Below are 18,723 nucleotides of genomic sequence, written 5' to 3'. Positions count from 1 at the left end.
CCAAATTTCGAAAAGGAGTCGAAAATGGCCGACATACAACCGGTTCTTTCGCGTGCGGACCAGAATCTTTCATCGAGCCTCGAAAAGCTGTTCGAGCTGCTGCGCATCCAGTCGATTTCCACCGATCCCGCCTACAAAACCGAATGCCGCAAGGCCGCCGAATGGCTCGTCAGCTATCTCGAAACGCTCGGCTTCGAAGCCTCCGTTCGCGACACGCCAGGCCATCCGATGGTCGTCGCCCACCATGCCGGCGCGTCGACCGACGCGCCGCATGTTCTGTTCTACGGCCATTACGACGTTCAGCCGGTCGACCCGATCGAGCTTTGGGAAAACGATCCCTTCGAGCCGACAATCAAGGATGTCGGCGATGGCCGCAAGATCCTGACCGGCCGCGGCACCTCCGACGACAAGGGCCAGTTGATGACGTTCCTCGAGGCCTGCCGCGCCTATAAGGAGATCCACGGCGCGCTTCCCTGCCGCATCACCATCCTCTTCGAGGGCGAGGAAGAATCCGGTTCGCCGTCGCTGAAACCTTTCCTCGAGGCCAATGCCGCCGAGCTCAAGGCCGATTATGCGCTGGTCTGCGATACCGGCATGTGGGACCGCGACACGCCGGCGATTGCCGCGGCACTGCGCGGCCTCGTCGGCGAGGAGGTGGTGGTGACGGCCGCCGACCGCGACCTGCATTCCGGCCTCTTCGGCGGTGCTGCGGCCAATCCGATCCATATTCTCGTCGAGGCTCTGGCCGGCCTGCATGACGAAACGGGCCGCATCACGCTTGACGGCTTCTACGACGGCGTCGAGGAAACCCCTGACAATATCAAGGCTTCATGGGAGACGCTCGGCAAGACCGCCGAGAGCTTCCTCGGCGACGTCGGTCTTTCCATTCCCTCCGGCGAAAAGGGCCGTTCGGTGCTGGAGCTCACTTGGGCCCGGCCGACCGCCGAAATCAACGGCATCTGGGGCGGATATACCGGCGAAGGCTTCAAGACGGTGATTGCCGCCAAGGCTTCGGCGAAGGTTTCGTTCCGTCTCGTCGGCACGCAGGATCCGGCCGCCATCCGCGAGGCTTTCCGCGCCTATATCAGGTCGAAGATTCCGGCCGATTGCTCGGTCGAGTTCCATCCGCATGGCGGTTCGCCGGCGATCCACCTCTCCTATGATTCGCCAGTTCTGACCAAGGCCAAGACCGCGCTTTCCGACGAATGGCCGAAACCCGCCATCGTTATCGGCATGGGCGGGTCGATCCCGATCGTCGGGGATTTCCAGAAGATGCTCGGCATGGAATCGCTGCTCGTCGGCTTCGGCCTCGCCGATGACCGAATCCACTCGCCGAACGAGAAATACGAGCTCGTCTCCTACCACAAGGGCATCCGCTCCTGGGTGCGGATTCTTCAGGCGCTCGCCGCCTGAGGGAAACGGGCACGCGCTCAGCGAAGACACGCGATGCAATCGCTATAACAAAAAGGCCGGTGCAAACCGGCCTTTCGTCGTCCGCTCGCCTCAGTGCCAGTTCATCCGTGGTCAAGGAGAAAGCGGTATTGCAGTGAGACTGGCCCCGAAAGGTTAACGGACCGTTAACAGCCGGCTACCGTTCGGCTATTTGCGGCGGCAAGGCGCCGACAGAAATTTCACCGTTCAAGCTACGTTCATCGCGATCTGCATATAAGCTATTGAAAGATAAGATGAATGATGCCGCATCGGACAATTGCGGGCATCACTTCCGTCTTTTGTTTCAGCCGCATATGCCACGGAAACGCGGCCAGGCGCTGCTGAATAACGTGCCAACAAGGACTGAGAAGCGTGAAAAATCTCTTTGTTAAAATCGCAGCGATCGGCATGCTCGTGCTGGCTCCCGCCATAGCACAGGCCGCCGAGGGCTACTCGACGGCGAACGTCAACATGCGTGCGGGCCCAAGCACCCGATATCCCGCCGTCGCAATCATACCGGCGGGCTCTTCCGTCGAGATCCGCGGATGCCTCTCCGAGGTCAACTGGTGCGATGTCGAGTTTTACGGCGGCCGTGGCTGGGTTTCCGGCCAGTATGTGCAGGCCCTCTATCAGCAGCGCCGGATCTATGTCGGCCCGCAATATTACCGCCCGCTCGGCATTCCAATGATCCGCTTCAACGTCGACAATTACTGGGACCGCTACTACCGCAATCGCGATTTCTATCGCGAGCGTGACCGCTGGAGCCGGGGCCCGGACTATTATTACCGCGATCGCGACAATCGGGATCGGGATGGCCACGATCGGGATAACCGGGATCGCGACAGAGATTGGCGCGACCGCAATCGTGAGCGGGACTGGCGCGACGACAATCAAGGGGACCGGCAAAGGGATGACCGGCAAAGGGATGACCGGCAACGGGATGGCCGGCGATGGGACGACCGGAGAGGCGATGATCGCAGACCGGACCGCAGGGATTTCGATTGCCGCCCCGGCGATCCCTCCTGCGACGAATGAAACAGAAAGGGCGCGGCGACGCCCCTTTCGAGTTTTGCCAAGCCGAGGGAAAATCCGAACAAAAAAGCCCGGCGCTCCCATGAGGGATGCACCGAGCCTGATGTCGATCGGCACGTGTTGAGGGGAGACGAGCCGATCATGCGCGGGACGTGAGGGGTTGTCCCGCTTGTTCCTAAACAATCGCGGAGCCTATTGGTTCCGCCAACCTGACAGAAGATATTCGGCGGAGTGCCGAAAGCGGCCTTTCGCGGCGCCGGCGGGCGCAAGCCGACGGGATGCATGCCTATTTGAGGCAGTCGCGATGAACGGCATTATGCCTGCGGGAGGTTGCCGACAATTTGCTGTGAGGGCATCGTGATGCTCTTGTCTTGCGGGATCCTTTGTTGCAATTTTGTGGCGTTGCGGATTGATTTTGATCCGTTCGAGGCTGGACCCTGATGACGCAAGACTACCTGGCTTTCCCAAGGCTTTTCGGCGCTCGGGCAGCCGCCACAGATGTGACCCTCTGGCATAAACACAACCCACTCCTTCCTGTGCGACTTATTGATGGGGCACGCCTCAACCCTTCCGGCCAGATCTGGCGCCGCTTTCATCTGGGCGAGTGGGAATATAAGCAGGATCCGGAAACGCTCGACGATTACGAGGCCCGCCAGTTCTGAAAGTCCGCTCTGAAGGAAAGGGCTGCGATCCCTTCGCGCGCCGTCCTTAATACCCCGTTAAATCGCCGCAATTACAGTTCAACCGGATGATGACGTCGCCCGCACGATCGGGCGCGATCGAACATGGGGTGTGACCGGTCGGCGATGGCAGGCAGAGGCAGATCAGGCGACAGAATCGAACCGTCCTTCAGCGGCCGCCCGGCACGCGACGATGACGAATTTTCGCTCGATGCCGATGACCGTGTTGTCGGAAGCAGATCTTCGCGGCGCGGCGGTTCCAAACCGCCGCCGGAACGCCCCGCCCCGCGGCGGCGGCGCGAACCGCGCGAACGCGAAAGCGGCGGCCTTTTCGGCTTTATGCGCCGCGTGATCTACTGGTGCGTCGTGCTGTTCATCTGGGCCGGCATCGGCGTCGCCGGGCTCGTGCTCTATTACGGTTCGCGCATGCCGAGCGCCAGCACATGGGCGATCCCGGAACGGCCGCCGAACGTCAAGATCACCGCCGTTGACGGCAGCGTCATCGCCAATCGCGGCGCCACCGGCGGCGAGGCGCTGTCGCTCGAAAACATGTCGCCCTATATTCCGGAAGCCGTCATCGCCATCGAGGACCGGCGTTTTTATTCGCATTTCGGCGTCGACCCGCTCGGCCTCGGCCGGGCTGTAGTGACCAACTTCACGGCCGGCCACATGGTGCAGGGCGGCTCGACGCTGACGCAGCAGCTTGCCAAGAACCTCTTTCTCTCCCCCGAGAGAACGCTGGAACGCAAGGTGCAGGAAGTGCTGCTGGCGCTCTGGCTGGAGCAGAAATACACCAAGGACCAGATCCTTGCGATGTATCTCAACCGGGTGTTCTTCGGATCGAACGCCTATGGCGTCGAGGCGGCCTCACGCCGCTATTTCAACAAATCGGCGCGTGACGTGAACCTCGGCGAGGCCGCGGTGCTGGCCGGCCTGCTCAAGGCGCCATCGCGGCTTTCGCCGGCCCGCGATGCGGACGCCGCCAATGCGCGCGCCCAGCTTGTGCTCGCGGCAATGCGCGAGCAGGGTTTCATTACCGATTCCGAAGTCAAGACGGCGATGTCGCAGACCCCGGCTTCGGCCAAGAGCTATTGGTCGGGCGCCGGCCACTATGTCGCCGACATGGTGATGGACGAGCTGCCGGGCCTGATCGGCGACGTCAAGGAAGACGTCATCGTCGACACGACCATCGACAAATCGCTGGAAAAGAAGGCCGAACATTCGCTGGTCGACGTGCTCGACAAGGAGGGTGGCAAGCTTGACGCCTCGCAGGCGGCCCTCGTGTCGATCGACGGCACCGGCGCGATCCGGGCGCTGGTCGGCGGCAGGGACTATGCGGCAAGCCAGTTCAACCGCGCCGTCAAGGCGAAGCGCCAGCCGGGCTCCTCGTTCAAGCCCTTCGTTTATGCCGCGGCACTCGAAAAGGGGCTGACGCCTTTTTCGGTTTTCAACGACGCGCCGATCCGCATCGGCGACTGGACGCCCGAAAATTACGAGAAGAAATACAATGGCGAGGTGACGCTGGCGACCGCACTCGCGAAATCGCTGAATACGGTCGCCGCCCAGCTGGTGATGTATGACGGGCCGGACCAGGTGATCAAACTCGCCCACCGGCTCGGCATCGAAAGCGAGCTGCAACCGAACGCCTCGATCGCGCTCGGCACTTCGGAAGTGTCGTTGATGGAGCTCACCGCCTCCTATGCCGCCTTCATGAACGGCGGCTACAAGGCGACGCCGCACGTCATCCGCCGGGTGACGACCGCCGAGGGCAAGGTACTCTACGAAAACACCTATGACAGCCCGCCGCGCGTGCTCTCCGAGCAGATCGCTGCCCAGATGGACACGATGATGATGGGCGTCATCGAGAACGGCACCGGCAAGAGCGCCAAGATCCCCGGCTGGCAGGCGGCCGGAAAGACCGGCACGACGCAGAATTCGCGCGACGCCCTGTTCGTCGGCTTCACCAGCAACCTCACGACAGGGGTCTGGTTCGGCAATGACGACGGCAAGCCGATGAAGAAGGTGACCGGCGGCGGCCTGCCGGCCAAGGCCTGGAAGGAATTCATGGTCGCCGCCCACAAGGGTCTTTCGCCGGCGCCGCTCTTCGGCAACGGCCAGCTGATCGGCGATCCGAACAACGGCCAGCCGATGGCGCAGGCGGCACCCGACGGCGGACAGCCGGTCACGGCCGAAGCACCGCCGTCGACGATCGGCGGCATCATTTCCGGCGTCTTCGGCGGCAACGACAATGCCAACCGCTATCCGCAAGCGCCTGTCCGGCAGCCGTCGGCAACCTCCGGCAACGGTCCAGTTCCGCCTGCAGACATTGCCGAAGGCGGCGGCTCGGGCGACGGGAACAGGGTTCCGCCGGGCGATATCGGGTCGCCGCAGACAACCTCTTCCGTCCAGCCTCGGCGCACGACGCTGCTTGATCTGATCATGGGCCAGTGAGAGCTTTGCTGCAGGCCCGATGCAAGCGCGACGCCGCAAAACGGGTCGCCCCCGATTTGATCGAGCGGGGCCCTTTCGCGCATGGTTTCGGTGGATGGCGCTATCCCGGGGACCGCTGTACGTTTCGGCGCGACACGCATTGGAAATCGACTGCCCTCCGCTCATGGGACGACCTCTTTCCCGGCGGTGATGAAAATTGAATGCAACACATTCGTTTTGCTGGATTCCGGGGCATTTCCCGCCTTGCAGTCCCGAAAACCGCTCCTTATATACGCCGCATCACCGCAATCACGATTGCGTAATCGTAAGTAGACCCATCCCGTAAGGGGCTGTCAGGGAAATGCCTTCTGGGGGTTCCGACAGCTTGCTTCAAGGAGAGAATGACATGGCAAAAGTAATTGGTATCGACCTTGGAACGACGAATTCCTGCGTCGCGGTCATGGACGGCAAGGATGCGAAGGTCATCGAGAATGCGGAAGGGGCCCGCACGACGCCTTCCATGGTGGCATTTTCCGATGATGGCGAACGCCTCGTCGGCCAGCCGGCCAAGCGCCAGGCGGTCACCAACCCGACGAACACGCTCTTTGCGGTCAAGCGCCTGATCGGCCGCCGCTACGAAGACCCGACTGTCGAGAAGGACAAGCACCTCGTTCCCTTCACCATCGTCAAGGGCGACAATGGCGACGCCTGGGTCGAAGCCAATGGCAAGGGCTACTCGCCCGCACAGATTTCCGCGATGATCCTTCAGAAGATGAAGGAAACCGCCGAATCCTATCTCGGCGAAAAGGTCGAGAAGGCCGTCATCACCGTTCCCGCCTACTTCAACGACGCGCAGCGCCAGGCAACCAAGGATGCCGGCCGCATCGCCGGTCTTGAAGTGCTGCGCATCATCAACGAGCCGACCGCTGCCGCGCTCGCCTACGGCCTCGACAAAAAAGAAGGCAAGACGATTGCCGTCTACGACCTTGGCGGCGGCACCTTCGATATCTCGATCCTCGAGATCGGCGACGGCGTCTTCGAAGTGAAGTCCACCAACGGCGATACGTTCCTCGGCGGTGAAGACTTCGACATGCGTCTCGTCGAATATCTCGTCGGCGAATTCAAGCGCGACAACGGCATCGACCTGAAAAACGACAAGCTCGCCCTGCAGCGCCTCAAGGAAGCTGCGGAAAAGGCGAAGATCGAGCTTTCCTCGTCGCAGCAGACTGAAATCAACCTGCCGTTCATCACGGCTGACGCCTCCGGCCCGAAGCATCTGACGCTGAAGCTGACCCGCGCCAAGCTTGAGAGCCTGGTCGACGATCTCGTCCAGCGCACGATCGCACCGTGCAAGGCAGCCCTCAAGGATGCCGGCGTCACTGCGGCCGAAATCGACGAAGTCGTTCTCGTCGGCGGCATGAGCCGCATGCCGAAGGTCCAGGAAGTCGTCAAGCAGCTGTTCGGCAAGGAGCCGCACAAGGGCGTCAACCCGGATGAAGTCGTTGCACTCGGCGCCGCCATCCAGGCCGGCGTTCTGCAGGGCGACGTCAAGGACGTCCTGCTTCTCGACGTCACGCCGCTGTCGCTCGGCATCGAAACGCTCGGTGGCGTCTTCACCCGCCTGATCGAACGCAACACGACGATCCCGACGAAGAAGAGCCAGACCTTCTCGACCGCCGAAGACAACCAGCAGGCCGTCACCATCCGCGTTTCGCAGGGCGAGCGTGAAATGGCCGCCGACAACAAGCTGCTTGGCCAGTTCGACCTCGTCGGCCTGCCGCCGTCGCCGCGCGGCATGCCGCAGATCGAAGTCACCTTCGACATCGACGCCAACGGCATCGTGCAGGTTTCGGCCAAGGACAAGGGCACCGGCAAGGAACAGCAGATCCGCATCCAGGCTTCCGGCGGTCTTTCCGACGCCGACATCGAAAAGATGGTCAAGGATGCCGAAGCCCATGCCACCGAGGACAAGAAGCGCCGCGAAGGCGTGGAGGCCAAGAACCAGGCCGAAAGCCTGATCCACTCCACGGAAAAGTCGCTGAAGGATTACGGCGACAAGGTTTCCGAAGCCGACCGCACCGCGATCTCGGATGCGATCGCCGCGCTGAAGTCCGCGACCGAGGCAACCGAAGCCGACGCCGAAGACATCAAGGCTAAGACCCAGACCCTGATGGAAGTGTCGATGAAGCTCGGCCAGGCCATCTATGAAGCGCAACAGGCCGAAGGCGGCGCTGCCGGGGATGCCTCCGCGGAAGGCATCGACAATGTCGTCGATGCCGACTACGAGGAAATCAAGGACGACGACCGCAAGAAGTCCGCGTAATCCGCGACGGCGTGGTTATGCTTCAACACCTGATCCGGCTGCTCACCATGGCAGCCGGAAATCCATTTCCGGGGTTTAATCCTTAATGGCAAAAGCGGACTTTTACGAAACTCTGGGTGTAGCCAAGACGGCGGACGAGAAAGAGCTGAAGAGCGCCTTCCGCAAACTGGCGATGAAATACCATCCGGACAAGAACCCGGATGACAAGGACGCCGAACGCAAGTTCAAGGAAATCAACGAAGCCTACGAGATGCTCAAGGACCCGCAGAAGCGGGCGGCCTATGATCGCTACGGCCATGCGGCCTTCGAACATGGCGGCATGGGCGGCGGCGGTGGCGGCGGCTTTGCCGGCGGCGGTTTCTCCGACATCTTCGAGGATATTTTCGGCGAGATGATGGGTGGAGGGCGTGCGCGCCAGCGCTCGTCAGGAGGCCGGGAGCGCGGCGCCGACCTTCGCTACAATATGGAAATTACGCTGGAAGAATCCTTTTCCGGCAAGACGGCACAGATCCGCGTTCCCACGTCGATCACCTGCGACGTCTGTTCGGGTTCGGGCGCCAAGCCCGGCACGCAGCCGAAGAATTGCGGCACCTGCCAGGGAAGCGGGCGCGTGCGTGCCGCACAGGGCTTCTTCTCGATCGAGCGGACCTGCCCGACCTGCCATGGCCGTGGCCAGATCATTCCCGATCCCTGCCCGAAATGCCACGGCCAGGGCCGGGTAACGGAAGAGCGTTCGCTCTCGGTCAATATTCCCGCCGGCATCGAGGATGGTACGCGCATCCGCCTGCAGGGCGAGGGCGAAGCAGGCACCCGTGGCGGGCCGGCGGGCGATCTCTATATCTTCCTGTCCGTCAAACCGCATGAATTCTACCAGCGCGACGGAGCCGATCTTTATTGCGCCGTTCCGATCTCGATGACGACCGCCGCTCTCGGCGGAACCTTCGACGTGGCGACGCTCGACGGCACAAAGTCGCGCGTCAGCGTGCCCGAGGGCACGCAGGCCGGCAAACAGTTCCGCCTGAAAAACAAGGGCATGCCGGTGCTGCGTTCGGCGCAGACGGGTGACCTCTACATCCAGATCCAGATCGAGACGCCGCAAAAGCTCACCAAGCGCCAGCGCGAGCTGCTGCAGGAATTCGAGCAGCTTTCCTCCAAGGAGAACAATCCCGAATCAACGGGCTTCTTTGCCCGCATGAAGGAATTCTTCGAAGGCTGAGCCGCGATCGATGGATCCATCTCGAAAAGCCGGGGACGGAAACGTCTCCGGCTTTTTTGGTTCGCCATCTCAGTTTTTACGCATGTCGTTGTCGCAAACCGCTGCACACTTTTGCGCGACCCGCTTCGGGTGCTTTGCAATTGCCCCAATTTGCAACACTCGGTGCTTGCGCTGAGCAATCTGTCCCGGATCGGCACGGCGACGGGGCGGAACATGGCTTACGTTAACGCAGCCAGATGATGCCGCTTGCAAGTTTTCCAAATGAATTCAGTCTCTGCCGTCAGTCGGGAACAACAAAAAATCAAGGGTATCTGCCATGGCGTCAGCCTTTTCCTCTCAGTCCGAAGATGTCGACGTTCTCGCCGGCGCCCTCTACACATGGTGCGCCGAGCGCAACATCAAGCTTCGCAGCCAGCAGGGCCTTTCGATCGCCAGTATCGCGATCGACCTCTATCATGCCGGCCACCAGACGCAGGACGATCTGCTGATGGCGTTGCACGAATGCGAGATTCACTAAAGCGCGGCATGAAACCGCGCGCACCGGAGATGCTTCCTGTCTTCGTCTTGATGCCCCACCAAATTGCCGCACAGATGCCTGTGTCCGGATATCACCCGGACCGAAGTCGTGCTCTCTATGATGCGCGGTGAAATCAAGCGGCGGTTTCGGCCGCTTCGCCAACCATGAGGGTGAGGATGGTCTTGACCGCTTCCTTGCCTGCCGATGAACTCAGTTTGTCGTAGGTCAGAGCAAGCGCATAGGCGTCAGGGCTGAGTTCGACTCGGCTGCCGAATTGCGATACGCCCTCGAAAAGAGCAGAGATCTCGACATCGAGGAAAACCGCGATCTGATGCAGCTTGCTGGCGGAAACGCGGTTCGCGCCTTTTTCGTATTTCTGGATCTGCTGGAAAGTCAGTCCGAGTGCTTCGCCAAGCTCAAGCTGCGAAACACGGCGAAGGGCGCGAAACTGTCTTACGTTGCGACCAACGATAATATCAACCGGATCTGGCACTTCATCACTCTCTAATACTTAACAGTTCGTTTACCATAGCGTTTTTACGGGATAACTCAACTCTACAGTTGCAAAATTCAACCGACTTTTTTTGGGCTTTACGTTACGTCAGGAGCAGCGGAGGGACGCGGCAAAACCCCGGATATCCAGGGCTTGAAGTGATCGATAACAGCTGTAAACCGAACCGGCTCGATGAAGCCAGCCTATCCGCGCGGTGGTTGTATTTTTAAAACAATCTGGAAAGCGCCCCTACGCCGTGAGGCACCGGACAACAGGACTCGGTCACGGAGGCACCTCGAAAATCCGTCCGGTGCCGTCCCTTGTCGCCCGCAGCCTATCCTATCCGGCCACTGCCGCCGCCTGCCTCCGGCAGCAGTGGCCGGTCCGGGGCGGCAAAGCTCTCAGTGCCTTGCCATCAACGCCGCTTAGGCTTAGCTGTCACGTTTCACGATTCCGGACATTCGATGCCGCACAAGGTTTCTCTTTCCCGTCTGAAGCTGACAGACTTCCGAAATTATGCGTCGGCGGCGCTAACCCTTGACGGCCGGCATGCCGTGCTGACGGGAGACAACGGTGCCGGCAAGACCAATCTCATGGAGGCCGTCTCGCTGCTTTCGCCTGGCCGCGGCCTGCGCCGCGCTGCCTATGGCGACATTACCCGTGTCGGCGCGGCCGGCGGTTTTTCGATCTTCGCGGCGCTCGACGGCATGGAAGGCGACGTCGAGATCGGCACCGGCATCGAAACCGGCGAGGAAAGCACCGCCCGCAGGCTGCGGATCAACGGCACCCCTGCCAAAACAGCAGACGAACTGACCGATCATCTGCGTCTTCTCTGGCTGACACCGGCGATGGACGGCCTCTTTACCGGCGCCTCCTCCGAGCGGCGCCGCTTTCTCGACCGGCTGGTGCTATCGCTCGATCCCGCCCATGGCCGCCGCGCCAGCGATTTCGAGCGCGCCATGCGCAGCCGCAACAGGTTGCTGGATGAAGGCCGCTTCGATCCCTCCTGGCTTGCCGGCATCGAGGAACAGATGGCAAGCCTCGGCATCGCCATGGCGCTCGCCCGGCAGGAAATGCTCGGCCTGCTGACCCGGCTGATCGAGGAGACCCACGAGAGTTCGCCTTTTCCATCGGCATCACTGCAGCTCTCGGGCTTCATGGACGGCCAGTTCTCGCGCCCCTCGGTCGACCTCGAGGACGACTACGCGGCGATGCTGGCCGAGAGCCGTTATCGCGACGCCGGCGCGGGACGCACCCTCGACGGGCCGCATCGGGCCGATCTCATCGTGCACCATCGCGAAAAGGCGATGGAGGCGGAACGCTGCTCGACCGGCGAGCAGAAGGCGCTGCTCGTCGGCCTGGTGCTTGCGCATGCACGGCTGGTCGGCAATCTTACCGGCCATGCGCCAATCCTGCTGCTCGACGAGATCGCCGCCCATCTCGACGAGAACAGGCGCGCCGCGCTGTTCGACCTCATCGACGGCCTCGGAGGCCAGGCCTTCATGACCGGAACGGATCGCTCGATGTTTTCGGCGTTGGGCGACAGAGCGCAGGTCTTCACAGTGGCCGACGGAAAGGTGTTCGAATGACCGAAGCGGCTTTTCCCAGCCTCCGGCGTCATGATAACATCGCTGCCATGGAACCGCTTAGCCCTGACGAAATCGCGCGCTATCACCGCCATATTCTGCTGCCGGAGATCGGCGGCGCAGGCCAGCAGAGGCTGAAGGCCGCCCGCGTGCTGGTGATCGGCGCCGGCGGCCTCGGCGCACCGATCCTGCAATATCTGGCAGCAGCCGGCGTCGGCACGCTCGGCATCGTCGATGACGACCGGGTATCGCTGTCGAACCTGCAGCGCCAGGTCATCCATGATTCCGGCACGATCGGGGAGTTGAAGACGGAAAGCGCCGCGCTTGCCATCGCGAGACTCAATCCGCATGTCCGGCTCATCCGTTTCGAGGAACGGTTTTCCCACGAGACTGCCCGCCGGCAACTCTCCGGCTTCGATCTGCTGATCGACGGCTCCGACAATTTCGATACGCGTTACACCGCTGCCGATGCAGCTGAGGAAGCGCGCATCCCGCTTGTTACCGGAGCGGTCGGGCGCTTCGACGGTTCGCTGACGGTTCTCAAGCCCTATGAGAGCGGTGAGGACGGGACCCCCAACCCGACATATCGCGACCTCTTTCCCGAAGCGCCGCCGGCGGGGCTCATTCCCGCCTGCGCCGAGGCCGGCGTCATCGGCGCGCTGACCGGCGTGATCGGCACCATGATGGCGATGGAAGCGATCAAACTCGTCACCGGCACCGGCGAGCCGCTGGTCGGACGACTGCTGCTCTATGACGCGCTTGCGGCCCGCTTCGACACCGTCCGCTATAGAAGACGCCGGACGCGGGAGAGACAGGCCGTATGACGACCGTCCGTCTCGACCAGGACTTCACACGCTGGGACGAATTGCTGGCGCTTATCCTCGCCGCCTTCGCTTCGATGAACGGGAGGATCGATCCGCCGTCCTCGGCGCTCAAGCTGACGACCGAGTCACTGGCGGAAAAGGCCAGAGCCGAGATCGGCCATGCCGCCCTCGACGGTGAAAAGTTGATCGGCTGCCTTTTTCTGCGGCCGGAGGCCGATTGCCTCTATGTCGGCAAGCTTGCCGTTCTGCCTGAGGCGCAGGGCAAAGGCCTCGGCAAAAGGCTGCTGGCAATTGCCGAGGAGACGGCCGCGTCCCTGGGGCTTGCCGCCTTGCGGCTGGAAACACGCATCGAACTCACCGACAATCACGCCGTCTTTGCCGCCTGGGGATTTTCCAGAACTGCCGAGAAGGCGCATCCCGGCTTTGCCAGGACGACCTTCGTCGAGATGCGCAAGGTCCTTGCATCTCGGACCCGCACCGGCTGAATTAAGCCTTCAACGCCCCGGCAGCACCCGGTTCGGCGGTCTGTGACCGTCGATGAAGGTGCGGATATTGATGATCACCTTGTCGCCCATGTCGATGCGGCCTTCGATCGTCGCCGAACTCATATGCGGCAGCAGCACGACCTTGCCCTCATTGGCGAGCTTGACGAGCTTCGGATTGACGGCGGGTTCGTTTTCGAAGACGTCGAGGCCGGCGCCGGCGATCCGGCCCTCCCTCAGAGACTTGATCAGCGCGGCTTCATCGACCACGTCCCCGCGCGCGGTGTTGACGAGATAGGCCGTTGGCTGCAGCAGCGCCAGACGACGCGCCGAGATCAGGTGGAAAGTCGCCGGCGTCGACGGGCAATTGACCGAAACGATGTCGACGCGGGCGAGCATCTGGTCGAGGCTTTCCCAATAGGTCGCCTCCAGCTCGTCCTCGACGGCCGGATTGACGCGCTTGCGGTTGTGGTAGTGAATCGACAGGCCGAAAGCCTTGGCGCGGCGGGCGACCGCCGTACCGATGCGGCCCATGCCGACGATGCCGATGCGCTTGCCGTGAATGCGCCGGCCGAGCATCCAGGTAGGAGACCAGCCAGCCCATTCGCCGGGCTTGTCGGTCAGCACGCGGGCGCCCTCGCCGAGCCTTCTCGGAACCGCGAGAATCAGCGCCATCGTCATGTCGGCGGTATCCTCGGTCAGGACGTTCGGCGTGTTGGTGACGGTGATGCCCTTGCGCGCCGCCGCCTCGACGTCGATGTGGTCCGTGCCGTTGGAGAAGCTCGCAATCAGCTTCATCTGCGGCCCGGCCTGATCGATCAGCGCCGCATCGATGCGATCGGTGACGGTCGGCACCAGCACGTCGGCGGTCCTGACGGCGGCGATCAGCTCTGGAACGGAGCGCGGCGTGTCATCGATGTTCAGCTCGGCGTCGAAGAGTTCCCGCATGCGGGTTTCGACGGCGTCGGGCAACTTGCGGGTGATGTAGACCTTCGGTTTTTTCTTCGCTGTCATGGCTGGCTGTGGTGCCTTGTTCAGAGGTCTTTAACCAAGAGGGGTGATAATTTTCCCATCCGGGCATTTTCTACCAGACCCGCACGCGAAGACAAACAAAACTCGCGGTGCAGCCGTGGGAATGTCAGAGCCCGGACCGCGAGCAGGCCGGATCTGCCCGCGAATTCGAGCAAACGGAAACTTCCATGCGCAGCAAATTCCTGAAGTCCTGCCTCGCCCTTGTCATCGCTCTGGCCGCATCCATGGGAACCGTCGAATTTGCCCATGCGCAGGCCGCCAAGGGGCCAAGCGGGCTGCCATTGCCGCGCTTCGTCACGCTGAAATCCAAACGCGTCAACCTGCGCATCGGCCCGGGAACGGATTACGCGGTTTCATGGATGTACCTGAAATCCGGCCTGCCGGTCGAGATCATCCAGGAATACGACAACTGGCGCCGCATCCGCGATGCCGACGGTACCGAAGGCTGGGTCAACCAGTCGCTGCTGTCGGGCCAGCGCGCGGCGATCGCCGCGCCTTGGATGAAGGCCAAGGGCAAGGGCGTCTTTGTCAATCTGCGCCGCGAGGCGCTGCCCTCCGCCTCGATCGTCGCCAAGCTGGAACCCGGCGTGATGGTGACGATCGGTGAGTGCAACGGCGACTGGTGCCGCGCCGAAACCGACGGCGCCTCTGGCTGGGTGGCGCAGTCGGAGATCTGGGGTGCCTATCCCGGCGAAGCCTTTAAATAAGCCCAGCCTGTTTGGCGGCCTCGGAAAGCGAGGTCATCGGGCGCGGACCGATCTGCTGGATAACGATGCCGGCAGCAAGGCAACCGAGCTTGCCGCAATCCTCCAGAGAGCGTCCCTGCGTGTAGCCATAGAGGAAGCCGGAGGCGAAGAGATCGCCGGCACCCGTCGTATCCACAACTTCCCTGATCCTGATCGCATCGACGTAGTAACGCTCGCTGCCCTTAAGGATGACGGCGCCGTCCTCGCTCATCGTCACGGCGGCGATCTTGCAATCGGCGGCGATCCTGTTCAGCGCCTCTTCGAAATCGTCGGTTTCGTAGAGCGACAGCGCTTCCTGGCGATTGGCGAAAACGATATCGACCTTGCCGGAACGCATCAGATCGAGGAATTCGCCGCGATAGCGGCCGACGCAGAAACTGTCGGACAGCGTCATCGACATTTCGCGGCCGTTTTCATGGGCGATGCGGGCGCAATCGAGGATCGCTTCCTTGGCGCGCGGCGGATCCCAGAGATAACCTTCGAAATAGGTGACCTTGGCGTCGGCCACGACATCGACCTCGACGTCCTCGGGACCGAGCTCGACGCAGGCGCCGAGATAGGTGTTCATCGAACGCTCGCCATCCTCGGTGACGAAGATCATCGAGCGCGCCGTCGGCGGGAACGTGCCCTTGGGCTTCGTCTGGTAGTGAACGCCCTGGGCGCGGATGTCGTGCGTGAAGATGTCGCCGAGCTGATCGGCGGCGACATTGCCGAAATAGGCGGCCTTGCCGCCGAGGTTCGCCACGCCCGCCGCCGTATTGCCGGCGCTGCCGCCGGAGGCTTCGAGCGCCGGCCCCATGCGCGAATATAAGAGTTCGGCGCGCTCGGCATCGATGAGGTTCATCGCCGCCTTGGTGATCTGATTGTCAATAAGGAACTGGTCGTCGCAACGGGCAATGATGTCCACGATTGCGTTGCCGACTGTCAGAACGTCGAATCTTGTCATGAAATGGGGAGTCCCAGATTAGTGATATCAGGGGTTCGGTCTTAGCGAAATTTCCGCGGTTTGGAAGGATAAATGGCGCATCTCCGTCTATTTCTTCGCAAAAGTGCCGCTTATTCGTCATGTCCCTGTCATCTTCAAAATCTAGATATACTCGCAGGAAGACCGGCATGGGCAGCTTTCAGTTGCAGCCGGGCGCACGAGGGATGATCCCTTCGATCTTACCGGCGCGACGCTGACCACGGATGAACTGGCGGCTTCGCGATCTTTCCGGCAGCGCCGGAGCGGAAAAGCGGGCCATGCCCGCTTTTTTTGCTTTGCGGATGCCGCAGCCGGCGGATAGGCGGCGATTGCCTTTTCAATCCAGACGGTTTGCTGCTAGAGGTCAGACACTCCCCCCGCGCAAAGCAGCCTCCCAATGTCAGCCATCATTCTCGACGTCCTTCCCATCTTCATCCTGATCCTCATCGGCTGGGTGATCGTCCGCAGCGGCTTGATGGCGTCGAATGTCGGCGATGCGCTCAGCGAATTTGTCTTCAAGATCGCCGTGCCGCTCTTACTTTTCCGCACTATCGCCGAGGCGGATTTTCACGGCGCCTCGCCTTTCCGGCTGTGGATCGTCTATTTCTCCGGCGTTGCCATCACCTGGGCAGCCGGCCATATCGCCGCCACCCGCTTTTTCGGCCGCGACGAGCGGATCGGCGTGCTGGCCGGCGTTTCCTCGGCCTTCGCCAACAATGTTTTCATCGGACTGCCGCTCGTCCAGCGGACCGTCGGCGACGAGGGGCTGGTGGCATTGTCGATCCTGCTCGCCGTGCATCTGCCCGTGATGATGGTCGCCGGCACGGTGCTGATGGAACATGCCGAACGAAAGATCGCCGGCAAAAGCGACCGCAGCATGGTGTTCGTCCTTCGCCAGATTGCCATCAATCTCATCCGCAATCCGCTGGTGATCGGGCTTGCAGCCGGCATGGCCGTGCATCTTTCCGGTCTCACCATGCCGACGGCGATGGCATCGGTCGTCGGGCAGATCGCCGGCATTGCCGGTCCGGCGGCGCTGATATCACTCGGCATGGCGCTGGAGAAATACGGCGTGTCCGGCAATCTCGGCATCGCCAGCGTCACGTCCACCTGCAAACTGCTGCTGCTGCCCGGCTGCGTCTGGACTGCGAGCCGCCTGCTCGGCCTCAGCCCCGAATGGACGGCAGCGATCGTGCTGACCTCGTCTGTACCGACAGGGGTCAACGCCTGGCTGATCGCAAATCGCTTCGGCGTCGGCCACAGCCTCGCCGCCTCGACGATCACCGTGACGACGGCGCTCGGCGCCATCACGGTCTCGCTCTGGGCCTACTTCCTCGGCGCGTGAATTCCCCGCATAATGAAAAAGCCCGGCTTGTGGCCGGGCTCCCGTGTCATCGGAAGATGCTGCAGCGTTACTGCGTCGCCGTCTTCGGATCCGGCAGCGGTACCGGCGAATCGGCCAGCGTGTGCAGATAGAGGATGACGTTGGCGCGGTCCTGATCCTTCGGAAGACCGGCAAAGCCCATGGCGGTGCCGGGAACGTCCTTCTTCGGCGCCATCAGGAATTTGTTGAGGAATTCGAAAGTCCACTTCTCGCTGCTGCCCTTGGAGAAATCCTTCATGGCGGCGGAATAGGCGAAGCCTTCATGCGAGGCGATCGGGCGATCTACGACACCAAAGAGGTTGGGACCGACCTTGTTCGGTCCCCCTTTGGTGCCGTCATGACAGGCCTGACACTTCTTGAAGACCGTTTCACCGGCCTTGGCATCGGCAGAAGCGAGCAATTGCGCGATCGGAACGGCAGCAGCGGCAGGCGCAGCTTCACCGCCAGCGGCGGACGCCTCTTCGGCAACGATCGCAAAACCTTCCTTCTCCGGCGCTTCGGAATGGAAGATCCCCTCGGACGCGATAGAGACCGACATCAGAACGAAAATCGTTCCGAGCAGCGCCCCCACGGCCGTATTGACGTATGAATTCATCTGCAATGCTCCCCTTGCAGCCGGCAGACCATAAACCGGACCATCTTGAAATCGCGCGGAACCTATGTCTTTTGGTTGATCGTTGCAACTGTCTAAATGGTCTTGTGCGTGAGACTTTTTGACACTTTTCAGCCCGGAATAGAAGGCCCGAACAATGAGTGATTCAAAATTAGACGGCGCGCTCGTGTTGATCCCGGCGCGCATGGCCTCCACCCGGCTTCCGGGCAAGCCGCTCGCCGATATTTGCGGACTGCCGATGATCGTCCAGGTGGCGATGCGCGCCAAGGAGGCAGCCATCGGCCGCGTGGTCGTTGCCGTCGACGACCAGCAGGTGTTCGATACCGTTTCTGCCGCCGGCTTTGAAGTCGTCATGACCAGCAAGGATCATCAATCGGGCTCAGACCGCATCTTCGAAGCGCTGACCAAGGTCGATCCGGACGGGAAGGCGAAGTTCATCGTCAACGTCCAGGGCGATTTGCCGACGATCGAGCCGGAAACGGTGCGGGCGGCTTTACGCCCCCTTGAGGACGAAGCGGTCGATATCGGCACGCTGACCATCGAAATCGACAACGAGGAGGACAAGACGGCGGCACACATCGTCAAGGTCATCGGATCGCCGATTTCCGCCACCCGCCTGCGCAGCCTCTACTTCACCCGCGCCACGGCGCCTTACGGCAAAGGGCCGCTCTTCCATCATATCGGTCTCTATGCCTATCGGCGCGCCGCGCTCGAACGGTTCGTCTCGCTCGGTCCGTCGACGCTCGAAAGGCGCGAATCGCTGGAACAATTGCGGGCACTGGAGGCCGGTATGCGCATCGACGCCGAGATCGTTGACACGGTTCCGCTCGGTGTCGATACTCCAGCCGACCTCGAAAAAGCGCGGCGCATCCTTTCCGCCAGAACAGGATGATTTTAGGCTCGGTTGGCCTAAAATCTGAATCCTGTTCTCAATTAAAGAGTTAGAGCATGATGTCGTCCGAAAACCGCT

Annotated in this window: 17 protein-coding genes; 13 read left to right on the top strand and 4 right to left on the bottom strand. The window is 61.8% G+C overall.

Translation table 11 applies throughout. The features are described from left to right. Window positions 1-24: 24 nt before the first annotated feature. The 7 genes from RHEC894_RS00855 (at window position 25) to RHEC894_RS00825 (ending at window position 9,629) form a co-directional block, all read left to right on the top strand. Window positions 25-1,413, top strand: a complete 1,389-nt coding sequence (locus RHEC894_RS00855; protein WP_085735562.1) for a dipeptidase — start codon at window positions 25-27, stop codon at window positions 1,411-1,413. Window positions 1,414-1,803: 390 nt separating this feature from the next. Next, window positions 1,804-2,466, top strand: coding sequence for an SH3 domain-containing protein (locus RHEC894_RS00850; protein WP_010064952.1), 663 nt, complete (start codon window positions 1,804-1,806; stop codon window positions 2,464-2,466). 437 nt (window positions 2,467-2,903) lie between these two features. Then, entirely contained in the window at window positions 2,904-3,125 is a 222-nt protein-coding gene (locus tag RHEC894_RS00845; protein ID WP_085735560.1) for a hypothetical protein, read from the top strand. A gap of 144 nt (window positions 3,126-3,269) precedes the next feature. Continuing rightward, the gene (locus RHEC894_RS00840) at window positions 3,270-5,594 is read left to right on the top strand and encodes a transglycosylase domain-containing protein (protein WP_085735558.1); all 2,325 of its coding nucleotides are present in this window, start codon (window positions 3,270-3,272) and stop codon (window positions 5,592-5,594) included. A gap of 385 nt (window positions 5,595-5,979) precedes the next feature. Then, window positions 5,980-7,896 (top strand): molecular chaperone DnaK, encoded by a 1,917-nt coding sequence (dnaK, locus tag RHEC894_RS00835; RefSeq protein ID WP_085735556.1) that lies wholly within the window; start codon window positions 5,980-5,982, stop codon window positions 7,894-7,896. Between the two features lie 85 nt (window positions 7,897-7,981). Then, complete coding sequence (gene dnaJ, locus RHEC894_RS00830; protein WP_085735555.1) at window positions 7,982-9,112, top strand: molecular chaperone DnaJ; 1,131 nt, start codon at window positions 7,982-7,984, stop codon at window positions 9,110-9,112. Window positions 9,113-9,428: 316 nt separating this feature from the next. Further along, window positions 9,429-9,629, top strand: a complete 201-nt coding sequence (locus RHEC894_RS00825) for a hypothetical protein (RefSeq protein ID WP_010068933.1) — start codon at window positions 9,429-9,431, stop codon at window positions 9,627-9,629. A 133-nt stretch (window positions 9,630-9,762) separates the two neighbouring features. Here RHEC894_RS00825 and RHEC894_RS00820 read toward each other — a convergent pair whose 3' ends face one another. After that, complete coding sequence (locus RHEC894_RS00820) at window positions 9,763-10,122, bottom strand: helix-turn-helix transcriptional regulator (protein ID WP_010068934.1); 360 nt, start codon at window positions 10,120-10,122, stop codon at window positions 9,763-9,765. Between the two features lie 464 nt (window positions 10,123-10,586). Here RHEC894_RS00820 and recF point away from each other — a divergent pair, with 464 nt between their 5' ends. The 3 genes from recF to RHEC894_RS00805 are packed head-to-tail and all read left to right on the top strand — an operon-like array spanning window position 10,587 to window position 13,017. Continuing rightward, complete coding sequence (recF, locus tag RHEC894_RS00815; protein WP_085735553.1) at window positions 10,587-11,711, top strand: DNA replication/repair protein RecF; 1,125 nt, start codon at window positions 10,587-10,589, stop codon at window positions 11,709-11,711. Next, window positions 11,708-12,532, top strand: a complete 825-nt coding sequence (locus tag RHEC894_RS00810; RefSeq protein ID WP_010069724.1) for a molybdopterin-synthase adenylyltransferase MoeB — start codon at window positions 11,708-11,710, stop codon at window positions 12,530-12,532. Before recF ends, RHEC894_RS00810 begins: the two co-directional genes overlap by 4 nt. Beyond that, window positions 12,529-13,017, top strand: a complete 489-nt coding sequence (locus tag RHEC894_RS00805; RefSeq protein WP_010069723.1) for a GNAT family N-acetyltransferase — start codon at window positions 12,529-12,531, stop codon at window positions 13,015-13,017. The genes RHEC894_RS00810 and RHEC894_RS00805 overlap by 4 nt, the downstream gene beginning before the upstream one ends. A 9-nt stretch (window positions 13,018-13,026) precedes the next feature. Here RHEC894_RS00805 and RHEC894_RS00800 read toward each other — a convergent pair whose 3' ends face one another. Further along, on the bottom strand, window positions 13,027-14,028 hold the full coding sequence (locus RHEC894_RS00800; RefSeq protein ID WP_010069722.1) for a D-glycerate dehydrogenase: 1,002 nt from the start codon (window positions 14,026-14,028) through the stop codon (window positions 13,027-13,029). Window positions 14,029-14,213: 185 nt separating this feature from the next. Between RHEC894_RS00800 and RHEC894_RS00795 the strand changes: the two genes are divergently transcribed. Then, window positions 14,214-14,753, top strand: coding sequence for an SH3 domain-containing protein (locus RHEC894_RS00795; protein WP_085735550.1), 540 nt, complete (start codon window positions 14,214-14,216; stop codon window positions 14,751-14,753). Here RHEC894_RS00795 and RHEC894_RS00790 read toward each other — a convergent pair. Continuing rightward, complete coding sequence (locus tag RHEC894_RS00790; RefSeq protein WP_085735548.1) at window positions 14,746-15,738, bottom strand: adenosine kinase; 993 nt, start codon at window positions 15,736-15,738, stop codon at window positions 14,746-14,748. The genes RHEC894_RS00795 and RHEC894_RS00790 overlap by 8 nt on opposite strands. Before the next feature lie 415 nt (window positions 15,739-16,153). Between RHEC894_RS00790 and RHEC894_RS00785 the strand changes: the two genes are divergently transcribed. Next, on the top strand, window positions 16,154-17,101 hold the full coding sequence (locus RHEC894_RS00785; protein WP_010069720.1) for an AEC family transporter: 948 nt from the start codon (window positions 16,154-16,156) through the stop codon (window positions 17,099-17,101). Window positions 17,102-17,168: 67 nt separating this feature from the next. Here the strand turns inward: RHEC894_RS00785 and RHEC894_RS00780 are convergent, their stop codons facing one another. Continuing rightward, window positions 17,169-17,735: a cytochrome c family protein gene (locus tag RHEC894_RS00780; protein WP_085735546.1), complete on the bottom strand. Its 567-nt coding sequence runs from the start codon at window positions 17,733-17,735 to the stop codon at window positions 17,169-17,171. A 154-nt stretch (window positions 17,736-17,889) separates the two neighbouring features. On the opposite strand from RHEC894_RS00780, the gene RHEC894_RS00775 reads away from it, so the two are divergent. Beyond that, a complete protein-coding gene (locus RHEC894_RS00775) occupies window positions 17,890-18,645 on the top strand; it encodes a 3-deoxy-manno-octulosonate cytidylyltransferase (RefSeq protein WP_085735545.1) in 756 nt (251 codons plus the stop codon). The last annotated feature ends 78 nt before the right edge of the window (window positions 18,646-18,723 follow it).

Source organism: Rhizobium sp. CIAT894 (assembly GCF_000172795.2).
Lineage (GTDB): Bacteria > Pseudomonadota > Alphaproteobacteria > Rhizobiales > Rhizobiaceae > Rhizobium.
The sequence above is the reverse complement of the archived record's forward strand: the minus strand, read 5'-3'. Positions and strand labels throughout refer to the sequence as shown.